At 72.7% G+C, this 18621-nt stretch carries 20 protein-coding genes and 1 tRNA gene; 11 read left to right on the top strand and 10 right to left on the bottom strand.

The genetic code is table 11. The annotated features are described in order from the left end of the window. The first annotated feature begins 15 nt into the window (after window positions 1–15). The 3 genes from rsfS (at window position 16) to ABID81_RS03135 (ending at window position 1456) form a co-directional block, all read left to right on the top strand. Window positions 16–429, top strand: coding sequence for a ribosome silencing factor (rsfS, locus tag ABID81_RS03145; RefSeq protein WP_055973644.1), 414 nt, complete (start codon window positions 16–18; stop codon window positions 427–429). 154 nt (window positions 430–583) lie between these two features. Further along, window positions 584–1291, top strand: a complete 708-nt coding sequence (locus ABID81_RS03140; protein ID WP_354593380.1) for an AAA family ATPase — start codon at window positions 584–586, stop codon at window positions 1289–1291. A gap of 89 nt (window positions 1292–1380) precedes the next feature. Then, window positions 1381–1456 (top strand) — tRNA-Ala (locus ABID81_RS03135). A gap of 235 nt (window positions 1457–1691) precedes the next feature. Here the strand turns inward: ABID81_RS03135 and ABID81_RS03130 are convergent. Genes ABID81_RS03130 through ABID81_RS03100 form a run of 7 tightly spaced genes read right to left on the bottom strand, consistent with a single transcriptional unit; the run spans window position 1692 to window position 8978 of the window. Continuing rightward, complete coding sequence (locus tag ABID81_RS03130) at window positions 1692–3158, bottom strand: 8-oxoguanine deaminase (protein ID WP_354593379.1); 1467 nt, start codon at window positions 3156–3158, stop codon at window positions 1692–1694. Beyond that, window positions 3155–4204 carry an adenosine deaminase gene (gene add, locus ABID81_RS03125; protein ID WP_354593378.1) on the bottom strand — a complete coding sequence of 350 codons (1050 nt, stop codon included), beginning with the start codon at window positions 4202–4204 and terminating at the stop codon, window positions 3155–3157. Before add ends, ABID81_RS03130 begins: the two co-directional genes overlap by 4 nt. 16 nt (window positions 4205–4220) lie before the next feature. Continuing rightward, window positions 4221–5189 (bottom strand): nucleoside hydrolase, encoded by a 969-nt coding sequence (locus ABID81_RS03120; RefSeq protein WP_354593377.1) that lies wholly within the window; start codon window positions 5187–5189, stop codon window positions 4221–4223. A gap of 10 nt (window positions 5190–5199) precedes the next feature. Then, on the bottom strand, window positions 5200–6096 hold the full coding sequence (locus ABID81_RS03115) for an ABC transporter permease (RefSeq protein WP_354593376.1): 897 nt from the start codon (window positions 6094–6096) through the stop codon (window positions 5200–5202). Next, window positions 6096–7010: an ABC transporter permease gene (locus ABID81_RS03110; protein ID WP_354593375.1), complete on the bottom strand. Its 915-nt coding sequence runs from the start codon at window positions 7008–7010 to the stop codon at window positions 6096–6098. The genes ABID81_RS03115 and ABID81_RS03110 overlap by 1 nt, the downstream gene beginning before the upstream one ends. After that, window positions 7003–7851: an ABC transporter ATP-binding protein gene (locus ABID81_RS03105; protein WP_354593374.1), complete on the bottom strand. Its 849-nt coding sequence runs from the start codon at window positions 7849–7851 to the stop codon at window positions 7003–7005. Before ABID81_RS03105 ends, ABID81_RS03110 begins: the two co-directional genes overlap by 8 nt. Then, entirely contained in the window at window positions 7848–8978 is a 1131-nt protein-coding gene (locus tag ABID81_RS03100; protein ID WP_354593373.1) for an ABC transporter substrate-binding protein, read from the bottom strand. The genes ABID81_RS03105 and ABID81_RS03100 overlap by 4 nt, the downstream gene beginning before the upstream one ends. A gap of 207 nt (window positions 8979–9185) precedes the next feature. Here ABID81_RS03100 and ABID81_RS03095 point away from each other — a divergent pair, with 207 nt between their 5' ends. After that, the gene (locus tag ABID81_RS03095; RefSeq protein ID WP_354593372.1) at window positions 9186–9788 is read left to right on the top strand and encodes a TetR/AcrR family transcriptional regulator; all 603 of its coding nucleotides are present in this window, start codon (window positions 9186–9188) and stop codon (window positions 9786–9788) included. Between the two features lie 67 nt (window positions 9789–9855). Further along, window positions 9856–11256 (top strand): NtaA/DmoA family FMN-dependent monooxygenase, encoded by a 1401-nt coding sequence (locus tag ABID81_RS03090; RefSeq protein WP_354593371.1) that lies wholly within the window; start codon window positions 9856–9858, stop codon window positions 11254–11256. Window positions 11257–11288: 32 nt separating this feature from the next. Here the strand turns inward: ABID81_RS03090 and ABID81_RS03085 are convergent, their stop codons facing one another. Next, window positions 11289–12026, bottom strand: coding sequence for an HAD family hydrolase (locus ABID81_RS03085; protein WP_354593370.1), 738 nt, complete (start codon window positions 12024–12026; stop codon window positions 11289–11291). A 123-nt stretch (window positions 12027–12149) separates the two neighbouring features. Here ABID81_RS03085 and ABID81_RS03080 point away from each other — a divergent pair, with 123 nt between their 5' ends. The 3 genes from ABID81_RS03080 (at window position 12150) to ABID81_RS03070 (ending at window position 13746) form a co-directional block, all read left to right on the top strand. Beyond that, window positions 12150–12863: a general stress protein gene (locus ABID81_RS03080; RefSeq protein ID WP_354593369.1), complete on the top strand. Its 714-nt coding sequence runs from the start codon at window positions 12150–12152 to the stop codon at window positions 12861–12863. Window positions 12864–13018: 155 nt separating this feature from the next. After that, a complete protein-coding gene (locus ABID81_RS03075; RefSeq protein WP_354593368.1) occupies window positions 13019–13258 on the top strand; it encodes a hypothetical protein in 240 nt (79 codons plus the stop codon). Then, entirely contained in the window at window positions 13255–13746 is a 492-nt protein-coding gene (locus ABID81_RS03070; RefSeq protein ID WP_354593367.1) for a MarR family winged helix-turn-helix transcriptional regulator, read from the top strand. Before ABID81_RS03075 ends, ABID81_RS03070 begins: the two co-directional genes overlap by 4 nt. Window positions 13747–13768: 22 nt before the next feature. Here ABID81_RS03070 and ABID81_RS03065 read toward each other — a convergent pair whose 3' ends face one another. Together ABID81_RS03065 and ABID81_RS03060 are read right to left on the bottom strand one after the other, a co-directional pair. Continuing rightward, the gene (locus ABID81_RS03065) at window positions 13769–14080 is read right to left on the bottom strand and encodes a hypothetical protein (RefSeq protein WP_354593366.1); all 312 of its coding nucleotides are present in this window, start codon (window positions 14078–14080) and stop codon (window positions 13769–13771) included. Between the two features lie 111 nt (window positions 14081–14191). Further along, window positions 14192–14926, bottom strand: a complete 735-nt coding sequence (locus ABID81_RS03060; protein WP_354593365.1) for a FadR/GntR family transcriptional regulator — start codon at window positions 14924–14926, stop codon at window positions 14192–14194. A gap of 211 nt (window positions 14927–15137) precedes the next feature. Between ABID81_RS03060 and ABID81_RS03055 the strand changes: the two genes are divergently transcribed. The 3 genes from ABID81_RS03055 (at window position 15138) to ABID81_RS03045 (ending at window position 18570) form a co-directional block, all read left to right on the top strand. Next, on the top strand, window positions 15138–16529 hold the full coding sequence (locus tag ABID81_RS03055; protein WP_354593364.1) for a GntP family permease: 1392 nt from the start codon (window positions 15138–15140) through the stop codon (window positions 16527–16529). A gap of 110 nt (window positions 16530–16639) precedes the next feature. Continuing rightward, on the top strand, window positions 16640–17125 hold the full coding sequence (locus ABID81_RS03050) for a gluconokinase (RefSeq protein WP_354593807.1): 486 nt from the start codon (window positions 16640–16642) through the stop codon (window positions 17123–17125). Between the two features lie 197 nt (window positions 17126–17322). Further along, window positions 17323–18570 carry an alcohol dehydrogenase catalytic domain-containing protein gene (locus ABID81_RS03045; protein WP_354593363.1) on the top strand — a complete coding sequence of 416 codons (1248 nt, stop codon included), beginning with the start codon at window positions 17323–17325 and terminating at the stop codon, window positions 18568–18570. The last annotated feature ends 51 nt before the right edge of the window (window positions 18571–18621 follow it).

Below are 18621 nucleotides of genomic sequence, written 5' to 3'. Positions count from 1 at the left end.
CCCCTTAAGGAACACGTGACAGCCACCCCTCGTGCCATCGAGCTGCTGCAGATCGCCGCACGCGCGGCCGACGACAAGCAGGCCGACGACCTCGTCGCCCTCGACGTCTCGGGCCCCCTGCCCCTGACCGACGTGTTCCTCCTGGCCACGGGCCGCAGCGAACGCAACGTGGTCGCCATCGCCGGCGAGATCGAGGACAAGATGCTCGAGGCCGGCGTCAAGACCCTCCGACGCGAGGGCCGGGCCGAGGGCCGCTGGGTGCTGCTCGACTTCGGCGACGTCGTCGCGCACGTCTTCCACGACGAGGACCGTCAGTACTACGCGCTCGAGCGACTCTGGAGCGACTGCCCGACGATCCCTCTCGACGTGCTGACCGAGTCGGCCACCGCGCCGGCCGAGGTCGCCGCCGACGCGCCGGCCGAGGCTTAGTCGGCCCGCGCCTCCTCTGTTTCGCCGCATCGGCGAGACGTCACGACATGCCGCTCACCTCTCGAGGTGAGCGGCATGTCGCGTCTCCAGGGTCGGATGCCGAGAGTCGCGCGCCGAGCGAGCCGGTGTCGGTGGTGGCTGACAGGCTGAGGCCGTGATAGTCGAGCGCCTGCGGGTCCCCGAGGCACTCGTCCCCGACCGCGACGAGTGGCCCTTCACGGTGCCCGTCGTGCGGTCGCTGATCGGCGAGGGGCTCGCTCTCGACCGCCCGGTTACGTTCGTCGTCGGCGAGAACGGCAGCGGCAAGTCGACCGTCGTCGAGGCGCTGGCCGAGGCCTGGGGCGTCGACGTGCGGGGAGGCCGCGGCGATTCGCGTTGGTCGTCGCCGCTCGAGAAGTCCGCGCTCGGCCGCGTGCTGAGGGTCGACCGGACGCCGGTGGGGGCCCGGCTGACGGGCACGGCGGCCCGGGGATTCTTCCTGCGATCCGAGACTGCTCTCGACATGTTCGGGCGGTTCGAGCCCGGTGATCCGGCGTTCCGTGACGTCAGCCACGGTGAGAGCTTCCTCCAGGCATTCGACAGCCACTTCGACGGTCGGGGGCTGTACCTTCTCTACGAGCCCGAGGCTGCGTTGTCCTTCAGCTCGTGCCTTCGCCTGATGGGCACGCTGGCCGACGTCGTCGAGACCGGCGGGCAGGTCGTCTGCGCCACGCACTCACCCGTCCTGACGGCCTGGCCCGGGGCACGCATCCTCGAGGTGGGCGACCACGGGGTACGGGCGGTCGAGTGGGCCGACCTCGACCTCGTGCGCCACTGGCGGTCGTTCCTCGAGGGGCCCGAGGGGTACCTGCGTCACCTCTGACGTCGGGGTGAACTTGCGGTCCGAAAAAATGTAGTAATGTAGACGAGTTGCTTCCGACGGGGTGAAAGCCTCACACGAGCAGCAGTTCTGGGTCTGTGGCGCAGCTGGTAGCGCACCTGCATGGCATGCAGGGGGTCAGGGGTTCGAGTCCCCTCAGATCCACCAGAACGGGTTCGCCAGAACCACACGAAGGCCCCTCCTCGGGAGGGGCCTTCGTCATTCGTGGGCCATCTGTCGGGGCGTCGGCCCCTACGCCGCCACGAACTAAACACCCCGCCACGAGAACTCGTGGCGGGGTGTTTAGTTCGTGGCGTGAGAGCGGGCCGGGTGGAGCGGACGGCCACGGGACCCACGCCGACGGGCGCAGGAGGCGCGGGTCGCGCAGGAGGCGCGGGTCGGCTCAGACGCGCGAGCGCAGGTCCGCCGACGCCCGGGCCGCACCCTCGGCGAGCAGCCCCTGGTCGGCGTGCACGAGCTCGCCGTCCGCGACGACGGAGTCGCCACCGACCCACAGGCGAGCCAACGGAGGCATCGAGGCCAGTCCGAGCGCGGCCACCGGGTCGGCGATGCCGGCGAACTCGACGCCGTCCACCCGCCAGAGGGCGAGGTCGGCGAGCTTGCCGACCTCGATCGAGCCGAGGTCGGCGTCCCGCCCGAGCACCCGGGCGCCGCCGATCGTCGCGAGGCGCAGGCCCTGCCGCACCGAGAACGCGTCGGCCCCCGAACGCAACCGCCCGAAGAGCACCGCCTGGCGGATCTCGGTGCCCAGTTGCCCCGACTCGTTCGAGGCGGCACCGTCGACGCCCAGGCCCACGGGCGCCCCGGCCGCCAGCAGTGACGCGATCGGCGCGATGCCCGCGGCCAGGCGTCCGTTCGACGACGGGCAGTGCGCCACTCCCGTCCCGGTCGCCGCGAAGCGTCCGATCGCGTGGTCGTCGAGGTGGACGCAGTGGGCCATCCAGACGTCGTCGCCGAGCCAGCCGAGGTCCTCGAGGTACTGGGTCGGCGTGCGGCCGAAGCGCTCGAGGCAGAACGCGTCCTCCTCGACGGTCTCCGAGCCGTGGGTGTGCAGCCGGACCCCGAGCTGCCGGCCGAGCACCGCGGCCTCGCGCAGCAGGTCGGGCGTGACCGAGAACGGCGAGCACGGCGCGATCGCGATCTGGACCCGCGCGTCACCGGACGGGTCGTGGAACCGGGCCACCGCCTCCTGGCTGGCGTGCAGCGCGGCGTCCGTCGTCTCGACCGCGAAGTCGGGGGGCAGGCCGCCCTGGGACCGGCCGAGGTCCATCGAGCCCCGGGTGGCGTGCAGGCGCACGCCGACCGTGTCGGCGGCCCGGACGATGCCGCCCAGCAGGTCGCCGGCACCGGCCGGGAAGACGTAGTGGTGGTCGCCGACGGTCGTGCAGCCCGATCGAGCGAGGACGGCGATCGCGGCGGCGGCTCCGGCCTCGACGAGCGGCTCGTCGATGCGGGCCCAGGTCGGGTAGAGCGCGACGAGCCAGTCGAAGAGGATGGCGTCCTGCGCGATGCCGCGGGTCAGCCACTGGTACAGGTGGTGGTGCGTGTTGACGAGCCCCGGGGTGAGCAGGTGGCCGCGGCCGTCGACGTGCTCGACCGGGATCGGCGCGGCACCCGGTGCGGTCGACCGGGGCTCCGCCCCCGGCACCGCCCGCCCGTCGCGGGCCCAGGCGGGGGCGGGCCCCGGCCCGACGGCGACGATGCGCGACCCGTCGACGACGACGTGCCCGCCGACGTGTTCGGTGTCGAGGGCGTCGACCGTCGCGACGTGGGCGCCCTCGACGACGAGTCGCCGGACGGGTACGGCCGGAGTCGCGGACGCCGCCGCGGCCACGCCGGGAGCCGTCACGCCGCCAGCCACGCCGCGATCTCGCCGGCGGCCCGCGCCTTCAGCTCGTCGCTCGCCCCCGAGCACTCGATCGAGCTCAGCGCGCACGCGGCGAGCTGATCGTCCGACAAGCCGAGGGTCGTGCGGGCCAGCTCGTACTCGGCGAGCACGCCGGGCCCGAACAGGATCGGGTCGTCGGCGTTGATCGAGCACCGCACGCCGGCCTCGACCAGGCGCTTCAGCGGGTGGTCCTCGATCGTCGGGATCACCGACAGCAGCACGTTCGAGGTGAGGCACACGTCGAGGCAGACGCCCTCGGCGGCGAGGCGGGCCGTGAGCGGCTCGCTCTGCACGGCCGTCACGCCGTGCAGCACGCGGTCGGCACCGAGGACGTCCAGCGCCTCCTCGATCTGGTCCGGCCCGGCGAGCTCGCCCGCGTGCGGCGTCGAGAGCAGCCCCGCGTGCTTGGCGATGCGGAACGCCTCCTCGTAGCGTGCCGCCGGGTTGCCGCGTTCGTCGTTGGCGAGGCCGAGCGAGACCACGCCGCGGTCGGCGTAGGCCGCGGCCAGGTGGGCCAGCTCGTTCGCGGCCTCGACGCTCTCGGTGCGGTCGACCGTGATCATCAGGCCGACCTCGACGCCCCACCGCTCGCCGCTCTCGGCGCAGGCCGCGAGCATCGCGCGCAGCGAGGCGTCGAGCGACCCGAAGGTGGCGACGTAGAACTGCGGGCTCGCCCCGAACTCGACGTAGGCGACGCCCTCGTCGGCGCAGTCCTCGACCGCCTCGTCGATCAGGCGGAAGAGGTTCTCGCTCTCGGCGAGGACGACGAGCATGCCCTGGTAGGTCGCGCTGAACTCGCTGAAGTCGCCGAAGCTGGTGGGCATCGGCACGACGACCCCCGACGCCGCCGCCATGTCGGCCAGCGAGTCCGGTCGGATCGCCGCCTCCATGTGCAGGTGCAGGTGCCCCTTGGGCAGGGCGCGCAGGTCTCGTGCGGCGTCGTCGGCCGGCGAGGGCGACGGGGTCGAGGAGGCGCGGGTGCCGTCGGCGGGGGAGGTGGTGGTCACGAGCGGGCTCCGTGGATCAGGGCGTCGACGAACGACGGCAGGAAGAGGTCGGTGCGGACGGCGGTGACCGCCGTCGTGCGGGTCGTGGGGTCGTCGTCCGGCGCCGACCCTCGGGGTGCCAGTCCGTCGCGCGGCCGTCGGCCGTGAGCAGCACCCGGCCCCGGGTGGCGAAGCCGTCGTGGGTGATGCCGACCGGGCCGGTGACGCTGTCGGCGATCCACTCGGGGTGCACCATCAGGGCGGCGGCGAGGCCGTCGTGCACGGGGCTGACCCGGCGGCCCCAGGCGTTCCGGTAGAAGTCGAGGTAGGTCGCGAGGACGTCGGCGGCGAACGTGCCGGTCGGCGTGCCCGAGTCGCGGAGCGCGGCGACGTGCGACTCGTCGGTGATCACCTGCGACGTCGCGTTCACGCCGACCATGAGGCGCGAGGTCGCGGGGGCGGCGAAGACCTCGCGGGCGGCCTGGCCGTCGTTCTGGACGTTGGCGTCGACCATGTCGGTCCGGCCGAGCTCGGGGAACGGCCCGCTGCCGCCCATGATCGTCACCGAGCGGAACAGCGTCAGGAGGCGCGGCTCGGCCCTCAGCGCCAGGGCCACGTTCGTGAGCGGCCCCAGGGTGAGCAGGTCGATCTCGCCCGGGGACGCCCGGGCGACCTCGACGAGCCGGTCGGCCGCCGGGGTCTCGAGCAGCACGCGGGGGAGCGGCCGGTCGGCGACGACGTCGCCGAGGCCGTCGTGACCGTGAACGTAGTGGGCGATGTGCGCCTCCGCCTCGAGGGGCCCCTCGGCGCCGCGGGCGACCGGGACGTCGTCGAGACCGACGAGCCCCAGCACGTGCCCGACGTTGCGCAGGGCGTCGTCGACGACGCAGTTGCCGTAGACGGCCGTGATGCCGACGATCTCGACGTCGGGCTGCGCGGCGAGCCAGAGCAGGGCCAGGGCGTCGTCGATGCCGGTGTCGGTGTCGATCAGCACGCGGCGGGTCATGCGGTGCCCGTCACGACGCGGTCGCCTTGCCGGCGTTCGGGCCCCACTTCGCGAGCACCGCCGTCTCGACGAACGTGGTGATCGTGTAGAGCACGATCGAGACGAGGGTGATGAGCACGACGATCGCCCAGATCTCGCCGTACTGCGACTGCGACTTCGCCGCCGTGATCGCGGCGCCGAGGCCCTCGTAGGTGAAGAGCCACTCGTAGAGCATCGCGCCGGTGATGGCTCCGGGCACGGCGATGCGCATCGACGCGAAGAAGTACGGCAGGGCCGTCGGGATCGCCACCTTGCGCATGATCGTCCAGCGGCTGCCGCCGTAGACGCGGACGAGGTCGACCGACTGCGCGCTGACCGACCGGAACCCCAGCGTCAGGTTGACGAGCAGCGGGAAGAACACGACGACGCCGCCGATGAAGCCGGCGGTGACGATGCCGTTGCCCAGCACGAGGTAGATGACGGGGGCCATGGCGAGCAGCGGCACGGTGCGCAGCAGCATGGCGATCGGCATGAACATGAACTCGACCGGCCGGATGAGCGTGAAGACGACGGCCACGACGAGCGACCCGCCGACGCCGAAGACGAACCCGATGGCCGCGTGCCACAGGGTCACGCCCAGCAGGCCGGCGATGTGCACGCGGTTCTCGGCCGCCGTGGTCCGGCTGAGCTCGGAGTCGACGAAGAACCAGCGGAACACGTCGGCCGGGGTCTTCGCGATGAACGCGTTGGCCTGCAGCACGACGATGGCGAGGTTCCAGAGGATGCCGAGGATGATCGCCGAGATCGCGATGGTCAGAACCGTGCGGCCGATCCGCCGCAGGACGAACCGGGCCGTCGAGGAGGCGCTGGTCGACATCTCGGGAGCGGTGACGCGGGTGCCGGTGCCCGTGGGCAGGGTCGTGGCCATCAGAAGCCCTCTCCGGCACGGCTGTCGCCGGCCGACCAGGGCGTGACCAGTCGGCTGATCCGCCCGATGACGAAGTAGGCGATCCCCGCGATGCCGCCCGAGATGAGGGCCAGGGCCCAGAGCTTGACCGACGCCGCCGTGGCCTGTGCCGCGAGCAGCAGGATGCCGAGGCCCTGGTCGACGCCGATGAGGAAGTACTCGCCGAGGACCGCCCCGAGGAACGCGGCGGGTGCCGCGAGCTTCAGGGCGGCGAGGATGCTGGGCAGCGCGGCGATGAGACGGACCTTCACCAGCTGCGTCCAGCGGGAGCCGCCGTAGGCCGTGATCACGTCGAGCTGGGTCTCGCTCGCGGCGCGGAGGCCGAGCAGCGTGCCGACGACGGTCGTGAAGATCACGCTGAGCGCCGCGAGGAAGATCGAGGTCGTCCGGCCGCCGGCGGGCGACATGAGGGTGACGATCGGCGCGATGGCGGTCAGCGGGATGCACGAGCAGACCACGGCGAGCTGGGTCGACAGTCCCTCGAACCACGGCACGAGCAGCACGGCGAAGGCCAGCGCGAAGGCGATGAGGTTGCCCCAGAGGAAGCCCCAGGCCGCGCTGCCGGCGGTCGCGGCGATGGCGCGCCAGTAGACCAGGTCGCTGAGGTCGGTGACGAGCTGGACGAGCACCTGGCCGGGAGGGGGCACCGAGCCCGTGACCGAGAACAGCGTGACGGCCACGACCTGCCAGACCGCGACGATGAGCACGATGCCGACGAGGGCGCCGACCCACGGCGGTGCCGCCGCCATCGAGCCCAGCACCGACCGACGCTCGCCCCCTCGGGCGGTCTCGGCCTGGAGCGCCACGCTCTGGCCCAGTTCGGCCTCGATCTCGCGCTCGGCCGTCTCGCGCGGCGACGTGTGGAGGTCAGTCATCGGCTGCCGCCCCGTGCGAACCGAACAGGATCTCGGAGATGCGGTCGACGTACGCGTGGAACTCGGGCGTCCGGGTCAGCTCGGGCAGGCGCGGGCGGGGCAGGTCGATCTCGACGACCTCGGCGATGCGGCCCGGCCGGGCGCTCATCACGGCGACGACGTCGGACAGGAACACGGCCTCGCTGATGCCGTGTGTCACCATCAGCGTGGTGGCCGGCTTCTCGCCCCAGATGCGCAGCAGCTCGACGTTCATGCGTTGCCGGGTCATGTCGTCGAGCGCGCCGAACGGTTCGTCGAGCAGCATGATGGTCGGCTGGACGACGAGGCAGCGGGCGATCGAGACGCGCTGCCGCATGCCGCCCGACAGCTGCGCCGGCTTGGCCTTTTCGAACCCCCTGAGCCCGACGAGGTCGATCAGGTCGTCGATCAGGCCGGCCGGGGGAGTCAGCCCCGCGACCTCGAGCGGCAGCCGGATGTTGTTCTCGACGCTGCGCCAGGGCAGCAGGGCCGAGTCCTGGAACGCGATGCCCGTCTCGTGGCCGCGCTGCACCTCGGCCGCGGTCTTGCCGTTGATCACGACGGTGCCCGACGTGGGCGTCTCGAGCCCGGCCAGGATGCGCAGGATGGTCGACTTGCCGCAGCCCGAGGGCCCGAGCAGGCTGAGGAACGAGTCCTTCTTGGTGCCCAGGTCGATCTGCGTGAGGGCCTGCACGCTCTTCCGGCCGAGCTGGAACGACTTGGTCAGCCCCTGGATGTTGATGCCCGTGGCGAGCTCGGGTCGACCGGCGGGGTCGCCCGTGGCGGTGGTGAGCGCGGTCGTGGTGCCGTCCGTCATGGTCATGCCGTGGGGATCGTGAAGGTCGTGACGAGGTCGGGGTTCTCCTCGTAGACCTCCTTGATGAGGCTGAGGTCGAACAGGTCGTCGGCCGACACGTCGGTGCCCATCGCCTTCAGCGAGGCGATGTTCTCGGCGACCAGCTCGTCCGTCATCGTGAACAGGCCGTTGGCGTTGACGTCCTCGGTGAGGATCAGCGTGTTCTGCGCCTCGGCCTCGGCCGTCTGCTCCTCGACGTCGAGGTCCTGGTCCTTGCCGTACTTCTCGGCGGCGTACTTCGCGCTCTGCCCGGGGTCCTTGACCGCGTCGGTCCACCCCTTGATCTCGGCCACGAGGAAGGCCTTGAGCATGTCGCGCTCGTTGTCGATGGTCTCCTGCGTGACGGTGAAGGTCTCGGCGACGAACGGCAGCCCGTTGTCGGCGAAGCCCAGCACGACGGGGGTGAAGCCGTCCATCTCGGCGAGGATCGGCTCGTTCGTGATGTACGACATGTGCGCGTCGTACGCGTTCGTCTCGAGCGGGGCGATGTCGTACTGCGTGGCGACGAGCTCGACGTCGTCGAGCGTCATGTCGTTCGCCTTGAGGAACCCCTCGAAGATGGTCTGGTTGCCGCCGGACTGGACCCCGATCTTCTTGCCCTTGAGGTCGGCGAGGGTGCGGATCGGGTTGCCCTCCTCGAGCGACAGGAGGCAGAACGGGTTCTTCTGGAAGGTCGTGCCGATGATCTTCAGCGCCGCGCCCTGGGCGACCGACGGGCCGGTGAGCGACGCCGACGACAAGCCGACCTTGGCCTGTCCGGCGAGCAGCGCCTCCTCGGCTCCGGTCTGTCCACCACCGGCGAGCAGCGTCACCTCGCTGAAGCCCGCGTCGGTGTAGTAGCCCTTCTCGGTGGCGAAGTACTCACCCGCGAACTCGATGTTCTTGATCCACGAGAGCTGCACAGCGATGGTGCCGAACGCTCCGCCCGACGCCGCCCCGCCGGTGGCCGCACCCGTGCCGGCCGACGAGTCGGTGCAGGCGGCGAGCAAGGCGGTCGTGCCGACGACGAGGGCGGCCGAACCGCCCAGGCGCAGGAACCCGCGGCGGTCGAGGGAGGTGTTGCGGAACGCGGCAGGTACGGAGAGGGGGCTCATGTGGGTCTCCTGGGGTAGGCGAGGCGCTGACGCTCGCGGTTCGGGGTGCGGCCCGCGGTGCCCGGAGTCGTGCGCCGCCGTGGAAGAGGCGGGTCGATCGGTACACGCGACGTGGTCGGTGTCGAAAAGCTAGACCCGGACTGTTTCATCGTCGTTTCGGACGTGTTGCCGTCGTCGGCGACCTCGGGACGCGTTAGTTTCGGGGTCATGACCACGCGCGAGTCCTCGGACAAGAGGGCCGAGCTGCTCGAACGCGTCGTCGACCACGTCCTCGCGAACGGCGTCGGCCAGCTCACGCTGCGCGGCCTCGCGACCGCCGTGGGCTCGAACAACCGCATGCTGCTCTACTACTTCGGCAGCCGCGAGGAGCTGGTCGTCGCGGCCCTGCACGGCGCCGAGCGGCGGTTCCCGGGCATCGTGGGGGTCGTGGACCACCTGGCCGGGCCCGACCTGCCGCTCGACCAGCGCCTCCTCGCCGTCTGGCGGACCGTGTCCGATCCGGTCAACCAGCCCTTCAACCGACTGTTCTTCGAGGTCTTCGGCCTCGCGAGCTTCGACCGCGAGCGCTACGCCACGCTGCTCGGCGACATCGGCACCGAATGGGTGGGCCAGGTCGCGGCGGCGTACCGCGCCGAGGGCGTCGAGGAGGCGCGGGCCGAGTCCCTCGCGCACGAGACGGTCGCGCTCTGGCGCGGCTTCCAGGCGACGCTGCTCAGCGCCGGGTCGAGCCGGGCCGTCGACCGCGCCGCGGTGGAGGCCACGGAGGCGCTGGTCGCCCGGGTCCGCGCAGCCGCCGACGGGACCCGCTGACCGCTCGACGTGTTAAGAGTTCGTTTCGACGCTGGACTCGCGGTGAACCATCCGGTTCACTGACGGCATGAAGCAGATCCGTCTCGGTGTGTTCGAAGTCGCCGGCCCCCAGGTCGGCGGCACCCTCAGCTGGTCCCACCCCCGCAGCGACTCGCTCGGCTACCACGGGCTCGACCTGTGGATCGGCATGGCGAAGCTGCTCGACCGGGCCGGCTTCGACTTCCTGTTCTTCGCCGACGGCTTCGGCTACCCGTCCATCGACGGCGACCTGCCCGAGACGGCGGCCCGCGGCGGCATCAACTTCCCCGGGATGGACCCGGCGCTGCTGATCCCGACCCTCGCGCGCGAGACCGAACGTCTCGGCTTCGTCGTCACCTCGTCGACCGGCCTGGACCACCCCGTGCAGTCCGCCCGCCGCTTCGCCACCCTCGACCACCTGACCGGCGGACGCATCGGCTGGAACATCGTCACGGGCGCCTCGCAGAACACCGTCGCCGAGCTGTTCGGCCACGACGAGATGCGCGGGCACGACGCCCGCTACGACCAGGCCGACGAGTACGTCGACCTGGCGATGACCCTGTGGGAGGGCTGCTGGGAGGACGGCGCGTTCCGCGGGGACGCCGAGGCCGGCGTCCTCGCCGACCGCGACCGCATCCACCGCGTCGAGTTCGCCGGCGAGCACTTCCGGTCGTCGGGCTACTTCACGGTCGCCCCCTCTCCGCAGCGCACGCCCGTGCTGTTCCAGGCCGGGACGTCCGACCGGGGCCGTGCCTACGCCGCGCGCAACGCCGAGTGCGTCTTCGTGCAGGGCACCACGGTGCCCAAGACGGCCGCGAACGTCGCCGACATCCGGGCCAAGGCGGCCGCCCTCGGTCGCGACCCCGGGTCGGTCAAGATCATGGTGGGGCTGACCGTGACGGTCGCCCCGACCCACGACGAGGCCGTCGCCCTGCGGAAGGAGTTCGACGACCTGCAGACGGACGAGGTCGTCGCCGTCCTCTACGCGGGCAACACGGGCATCGACCTGCTCTCGCTCGACCCCTCGCGCGACCTGACGCAGCTGCAGGACGACGGCGGACCCGTCGGTCAGATGGGTCAGAGCAACATCGACCGGTTCCTGCCGAAGGACGGCTCACCGGCACCGACGGTGCGCGAGATCCTCGACGACCTGCGCGGCAAGGGCACGCGCGGCCTGCAGCTGGTCGGCGACCCGGTCGAGGTCGCGGATGAGCTCGAGCGGCTGGTCGACGAGACCGACCTCGACGGCTTCTTGCTCGAGCCGATCTTCGGCACGGCCGACCTGGCCGACTTCGCCGAGCTCGTCGTGCCCGAACTGCGCCGCCGCGGCCGCATGCCGGCCGAGCCCGCCACGGGGACGCTCCGCGAGCAGATGCTCGGTCGCCCCGGCCCGCACCTCTCGGCCGACCACCCCGGCGCACGCTTCGCGGTGGTGCCGGCGACGGTCTGAGGTCGTCCTCGCCCCGGGAGGCACGGTGCGGCTCAGGAGGCGCCGGTCGCCCAGGCGCGGATCGCCGGGTACAGCTCGGGCAGCGTCGTCGCCCGGTGCGTCGGTCGGGCGTCCGGGGCGGCGAAGCGTTCGACCAGGGCCGTCGGCGACCCCTGTGCCGCGGCCGGCTCGAGGTCGTTCGGCCAGATGTCGCCCACGCTGAGCAGGCGGTCGGGCCGGTCGCCGAGGCCCGCCTCGGCCCGGAGCCGGTCGAGCACGGCCGGCAGGCCCGACGGTTTGCGGGCGTCGGTGACGATCTCGTCGACGCGGTCGGCGAGCCCCAGCCGTTCGAGCGGCTGCACCACGCCGTGCTCGGGGGAGTTCGTCACGAGCACGACCCGCACGCCCTCGGGCAGCGCGTCGAGGAACCCGGCGAGCCCGTCGGGTGCGGAGATGTCGAGGCGTCCCTCGGCGAGGGCGGCGCGGGCCCCCGCGTAGGCGGCCGAGCGGGCCGCGTCGTCGACGCCGAGTGCCCGCGAGACCCGCTCGGCGACGACGTACCCGTCGGGAGAACCCTGGGCGTGCGCGAGGGCCTCGTCGACCCCCTCGGGCTCGTCGTCGAGCGGACTGCCGACGAAGCGTGCCAGGACGGCCTCGACCACCCGACGCGGGTGCCCGTCGTCGGTCGCCGCGAGGGCGTCGTCGAGGAGGCGCCCGTACGTCAGGACGGCGCCGTCGCCCAGGCAGACGGTCCCGTCGAAGTCGAGCACGAGGACGTGGGTGGTGGTCATCCGTCGATCCTGCCGCACCGTGCCGGTGTCGGCACGGAGTCCACGTCTGGGAGCCGGCCAAGGCTTGCTGTGGGGCATCTGTGCATTCCCTCCGCATGGACGCGGGCAGGATAGAACGGGAGCATGAGCAACGAGCAGGACACCACGCCCACCCCCGACGACCGCCCGCGTCCCGCGTACGGCGAGTACGCACCACAGGGCGCGGGGCCGCAGGCCACGCCCGAGCAGGCGCCGAACGCGGGCCCCGTCCCCGGGCAGCAGGCTCCCGGCCAGCAGGTGCCGCCGCAGGGGGCGCCGTACGGTCAGCCCGGCTACGCCCAGCCCGGCCCGCAGGCGACCCCGACCTCCGGCACGCCCGGCCCCGGCGGCATCGGCGCGTTCGCCGGAGCCGGCTACCCCCAGGTGCTCGCCTCGTTCACCAAGTACGAGGACGCCCAGTCCGCCGTCGACCTGCTCTCGGACGAGGGGTTCCCCGTCGAGAGCGTGTCGATCGTGGGGCACGACATCCGCACCGTCGAGAACGTCTCGGGTCGCCTGACCTCGGGCAAGGCCGCCGGCCGTGGCGCCGGTGGTGGGGCCTGGTTCGGTCTGCTGCTCGGCCTGCTCTTCGGCATCTTCGCCCCGACCGGCGCCTGGATCGGCGTCCTGCTCGTGGCCGTCGGCCTCGGTGCGCTGTGGGGGGCCCTGTGGGGCTTCGTCGGCCACAAGATGCTGCGCGGCCGCCGCGACTTCTCGTCCGTGCGCACCATGGAGGCCGGACGCTACGAGGTGCTGGTCCGCGGCGAACTCGCCGCCCGGGCACACCAGACGCTCGCGCAGGGACGCACGGCGGCCTGACCGGCGTCACCCGCGCCTCCTCGGCTCGACCGATCCGCGCCCGTCCCGTTCGTCGGGTCGGGCGCGGTCGTCCGTCCGGGGGCACCGGGCTGTAGCCGACGAGGGGAGTGGTTCCGCCATTGCTTGGTGTACCAATGGTTGGTACACTCAGGATCATGACGAGACCCGAGCGGCACCACGAACACGGCAGCAGGTTCGGCGACCTGGTCGAGCGCATGAACGCCCGACTGCGGCCCTACATCGGCGGCGCCCAGCTGGGGGTGAAGAACGAGGCTCCCGCGGTCGCGCCGCAGCACGGTGGGGCCTGTCCGCTCTGCGGCGCGCCGATGGACGAGCACGTCGTCGACCGGACGGGCGTCCGCACCATGGTGCACTGCCCGGTGCCGCGGGCATGAGCGCCGCCGGCGTGAGCGGCGTCGGCATCGTGGGTTCTGGCGCGCCCCGGGCCGCGGACCCGCTCGACCTCGAGAGCCAGATCTGCTTCGCGCTGTCGGTGGCGTCACGAGGCGTCGTCGCGGCCTACCGTCCCGTGCTCGAGCCGCTCGGGCTGACGCACCCGCAGTACCTCGTGATGCTGGCCCTGTGGCAACACGCCCCGCTGTCGGGTCGCCAACTCAGTCGTCTGCTGCGGCTCGACCCGGGCACACTCAGCCCGCTGCTCAAGCGGCTCGAGGCCCAGGGGCTGCTGACCCGAGGGCGGCGGGCCGACGACGAGCGCGCGTTGTCGATCGAGCTGACCCCCGAGGGCACCGCGTTGAGACACGAGGCCGAGAGCATCCCCGGGCGCATGATGGCGCGGCTCGGGGTGACGCACGACGAGCTCGTCGTGCTGCACCGCACGATGACGAAGCTGATCGACGCCGCCGACGCCGAGGGCGACTGACCCCGTCGGTCTCCGGTGCGCCTCAGCGCAGCGGCGCCGGCACGGTCGCGGAGCGGGACCACACGACGTCGACGGTGCGGCCCAGCACGCGCGTCGCGATCTCGCCGGCGAGGGCTTCGCGGAAGTGCGAGGCGGCCCGCTCGTCCGAGACGACGACGTCGACGCGCAGGCCCGCGAGCTCGTCGGTCACGAGGGCGGGGCCGTCGGCGAACCGGACGAGGTACTGGTGGTCCCGGACGGGCACGTTCTCGTAGTGGTCGCGGAGGCTCTTCTCGAGCAGGCGGAGCGAGTGGATTCCGTCCTTCGGCTTCACGAGGGCGCTGAGCGAGATCATGCGTCGATGCTCCACCCCGCGGGCGACCGGTGCGTGAACGGGACGTGACGGACGCCTGTGCGTTCGCCGCGCCTCCTCGGCGTGCCGGCCGACCAGGACGGGAGGCGCGGGTCAGGGGGTCGTGGAGCCGCCGGCCTCGGCGACGAACTCGTCGACGGTCGTGTCGATCAGTCGCCAGGCGCGCGAGAAGGCGTCGTCGGCGTCGCCGGACCGGATCGCGAGGGCCAGGTCGAGGTGGAGCTCGGCCGCCGCCGGCGTGTACCCGGTGATGGTGAAGCGGCGTTCCTCGGTGCGGGTGCGCAGCAGCGCCTCGACGGTCGTGGCGAAGTGGCCGATGACGTCGTTGCCCGAACCCCGCAGCACCGCGGTGTGGAACGCGACGTCGGCCTCGAGGTAGGCGCGCCCGTCGCCGGCCGCGGCGGCCGCGACCATCGTGCGTGCCGCCTCCTCGACGGCGGACGCCTGGTCCGGCGTGCCGGCCAGCGCGCTCAGCCGGGCCGCGACCGGCTCGAGGCCGAGCCGCAGTTCGAGCAGCTCGCGCATCTGGACGAAGTACTCGGGGCTGCGCCCCCGCCAGAGGATGATCTGCGGGTTCATGAGGTCCCACGAGGTGCGGGGCAGCACCTGCGTGCCGATGCGTTGTCGCGGTTCGACCATGCCGAGCGACTGCAGCACCCGCAGGGCCTCGCGCAGCACCGACCGCGAGACGGTGAACCGGGCCGCGAGGTCGTCGAGGTTGAGGATGGAGCCCACGGCGAGCCGACCGTCGACGATCTCGGTGCCGAGGACGTCGACCACGCGGGCGTGCAGGCCGCGTTCTCGTGATGCTGCGAGGCCGGGGATCATCGTCGACTCCTTGCGAGGGGGTGGGGTGGGCACGGGTGGCGCGGTCGTGCCGACTGTGGCACACTCCATAAGTCTGATTATTCACACTAATCAGATTCGTTCGTCAGACCAGACTGCCAGACATCCGTCGGGCCCCGGCGATCGACAACCCCCGGGCCTCGGCCCACGACGAAGAGGTCGCAGTGACGCGTCCTCGGAAGGACGCGACCGGATGCACCTCCTCGCCGCGGCGACCGCCGCCCCCACGCCCTCGGGCACCGACGCGCAGTTGATCATCGCGGCCCTCGCGGGCATCGTGGTGATCGTCGGCCTCATCACCTGGCTGAAGGTCCATCCCTTCCTCGCGCTGCTCCTCGGCGCGGTCGGGGTCGGCATCGGCGCGGGCCTCGCGCCGGGCGACGCCGTCACGAGCTTCGGCACCGGATTCGGCTCGACCATGACGAGCGTCGGCATCCTCATCGGCCTCGGGGCCATGTTCGGCAAGCTGCTCAGCGACTCCGGCGGGGCCGACCGCATCGTCGACACGCTCATCTCCCGGTCGTCGCAGAAGGCGCTGCCGTGGGTGATGGCCCTGATCGGCGCCCTGATCGGGCTGCCGATGTTCTTCGAGGTCGGCCTCGTGCTGCTGATCCCGGTCATCGTGCTCGTCGCCCGCCGGTCGGGCCTGCCGCTCATGCGCATCGCCATCCCGGCGCTCGCCGGCCTCTCGGCCATGCACGCGCTCGTGCCGCCGCACCCCGGCCCGTTGCTCGCCGTCTCGACCGTCGGCGCCGACCTCGGCCTCACCCTCGGCCTCGGCGTGCTCGTGGCCGTCCCCACCGTCATCGTCGCCGGGCCGCTGTTCTCGACGCTCGCCGCGAGGTGGGCGCCCGTGCCCGTGCCCGACCTCTTCGTCTCGAAGGAGGAGGACGGCGGCGAGGGCTCGGTCCGCAAGCGCCCCAGCTTCGCGAACGCCCTGGTCGGCATCCTGCTGCCCGTCGTGCTGATGCTCGCCCGCTCGATCCGCGAGGCGGCGCTCCCGGCCGCGACGGGTGCCTGGGTCGACCTGCTCGAGTTCCTCGGCACGCCGATGGTCGCGCTGACGGTGGCCGTGCTCTACGCGATGGTCTTCTACGCCCGCGCCGGGGGCATGGACAAGGCGGCCGTGTCGAAGACGCTCGGTTCGTCGCTGCCCGACGTCGCGGGCATCCTGCTCATCGTCGGCGCCGGCGGCGGGTTCAAGCAGGTGCTGATCGACACCGGCATCGGCACCGTGATCGGCGACGCCGTCTCGGAGTCGGGCGTCAGCGTGCTGCTCGTCGCCTGGGTCGTCGCCGCGCTGGTGCGCGTCGCCACCGGCTCGGCCACCGTCGCCACGGTCACGGCCGCCGGCATCATGGCCCCGCTCGCCGCCGACATGTCGACCCCCGAGGCGTCGCTGCTCGTGCTCGCCATCGGAGCGGGCTCGGTGTTCCTGTCCCACGTGAACGACGCCGGCTTCTGGCTCATCAAGGAGTACCTCGGCACCACCGTCGGCCAGAACTTCAGGACCTGGAGCCTGATGGAGTGCGTCCTCAGCCTCACGGCCCTGGCCGGCGTCATGCTCGCGAGCGTCTTCATCTGATGGGCGTCCTCGAGGGCGTCGACCGCGCCTCCTCGGCCGTGGCCGTCGGGAGCGCAGGAGGCGCGGTGCCGGCCCGAGGGCCGTACGCCACCGACCCCGTGCTCGTCGTCATGGGCGTGTCGGGTTCGGGCAAGTCGACGGTCGCGGCGCTGCTCGCCGAGCGGCTCGGCTGGGACTCGTACGAGGGCGACGACCTGCACCCCGACGAGAACGTCGCGAAGATGGCCGCGGGCCGGCCGCTCGACGACGACGACCGGGCCCCGTGGCTCGACACGGTCTCGTCGTGGATCGTCGAGCACGCGATGGCCGGGGTGCCGGGCGTGATCACCTGCTCGGCGCTCAAGCGGACGTACCGCGACGTGCTGCGCGAGCACAACGTCGTCTTCGTCTACCTGCGGGGCAGCCGCGACCTGCTCGGCGACCGGATGGCCGCCCGAGAGGGGCACTTCATGCCGACGTCGCTGCTCGACTCGCAGGTCGCGACGCTCGAACCGCCCGAGGCCGACGAGCGACACGTCGTCGTCGACGCCGGGCGGTCGCCCGAGGACGAGGTCGACGAGGTGATCCGCGCGCTGGGACTCGTGCCGGTCGGCTGACCCGATCCGCGCCTCCCGTGCTGCCGTGGGTGCTCGAGTGGGCAGGAGACGCTGGTCACGAGGTGGGCGACGGCATCTCCTGCCCACTCGACGGATCGCCGCGTTCACCGGGTGGACGCCGGGGGTTCGCCCGCCCGCCACCCGCGCTGCCTAGGGTCGTGGCGTGCGCCGGAGGCCGGGCGCGAGGGGCGGGGACGATGTCGAGGGCGACGCAGGCGGGGCGGCTGCGGGCCGACCCGATGCGTCCGGTGCTCGACGGTCGCGACGTGTGCCTCGACCCGCCGGCGACGGCCCAGGTCTGGCTCGGCCCGGGCGCGGGGGGCGGGAGCGGCGTGGGGGTCGGGACCGGCGGGCGAGGCGGTGCGGGCTTCAGCGAGATCGCGGTGCCCGGCGTGCGGCTCGCGCGCGGGGACGCCCTGGTCGCCGTCGAGCTCGCGGTCGCCGGGGCGGACGAGGTCGACGTGGTGAGCGGGCGGGCGGGCGTGCCGGCACCGGTCGTGCTCGGCGGCTCGGCCGTGGGGCGCGTGGTCGAGGCCGACGAGCACGCGCGGGCCCACGACGGTCGGCGGCTGCGGCCGGGCATGCGCGTCGTCTGGTCACGCACCGTGACCTGCGGCCGGTGTGCCGCCTGCCATCGCGGCCTGGGCGCGGCGTGCACGTCGCTCGAGGGGTACGGGCGCGAGCGCACGCGACGCAGCTGGCAGCTCTCCGGGGCGTTCGCGAGCCACGTGCACCTGCGCCGGGGCACCGCCGTGCTGGTCGTCTCCGACGACGTGCCCGCGGCCGTGCTCGCGCCGGTGGCCGGGGCGACCGCGACGGCCGCCGAGATGCTGGACCGCGCCTCCTCGGTGCTCGGGCTCTCCGGCCTGCCGTCCGTCGCCGGCCAGGTCGTCGTCGTGTCGGGGGCCGGCACCCTCGGACTGGTCGCGACGGCGATGGCGACCGACTCGGGTGCCCGCGTCGTGGTCGTCGACCCGCAGGAGGCGCGGCGCGAGCGGTCGCGCGCGTTCGGCGCCGTCGCCGTGGTCGACCCCGCGGCGACGGCCGGGCCGCACGCCCTGTCGCGGGTGCTCGCGGCCGTCGACCGGTCGGGGCGCCACCGCACGGTCGGGCTCGCGGTCGACGGGGCCGGGGCGTCGACCTTGGTCGAACAGGTCGCGGTCGGGGGAGTCGTCGTGCTCGCGCGAGGGACGGTGCGCGGGGACGACGTCGTCGTCGCGGGCGCGCGACTCGTCGAGGGGCTCGTCACGGTCACGGGAGCGGGCGACACCGGGCCCGAGAGGCTCGCGTCGGCCGTCGCGTGGGCGTCCGAGGCCTGGCGACGGTGGCCGCTGGGGTCGCTCGTCGGCGAGACGGTGCATCTGACCGACGTGGGGGCGGCCCTGAGCGCGGCGGGTCCGGGTGACGGCCTGATCGGAGTCGAGCCCGCCCCCGCGGTGCGGTGAACCTGATCGCGCGTGGTGGGTCCGGTGTCGTGTGGCTGACCCACATGCTGT

The sequence above is a fragment of the Frigoribacterium sp. PvP054 genome (assembly GCF_040547465.1).
GTDB lineage: Bacteria > Actinomycetota > Actinomycetes > Actinomycetales > Microbacteriaceae > Frigoribacterium.
This window is presented reverse-complemented; position numbering and strand designations above follow the sequence as displayed.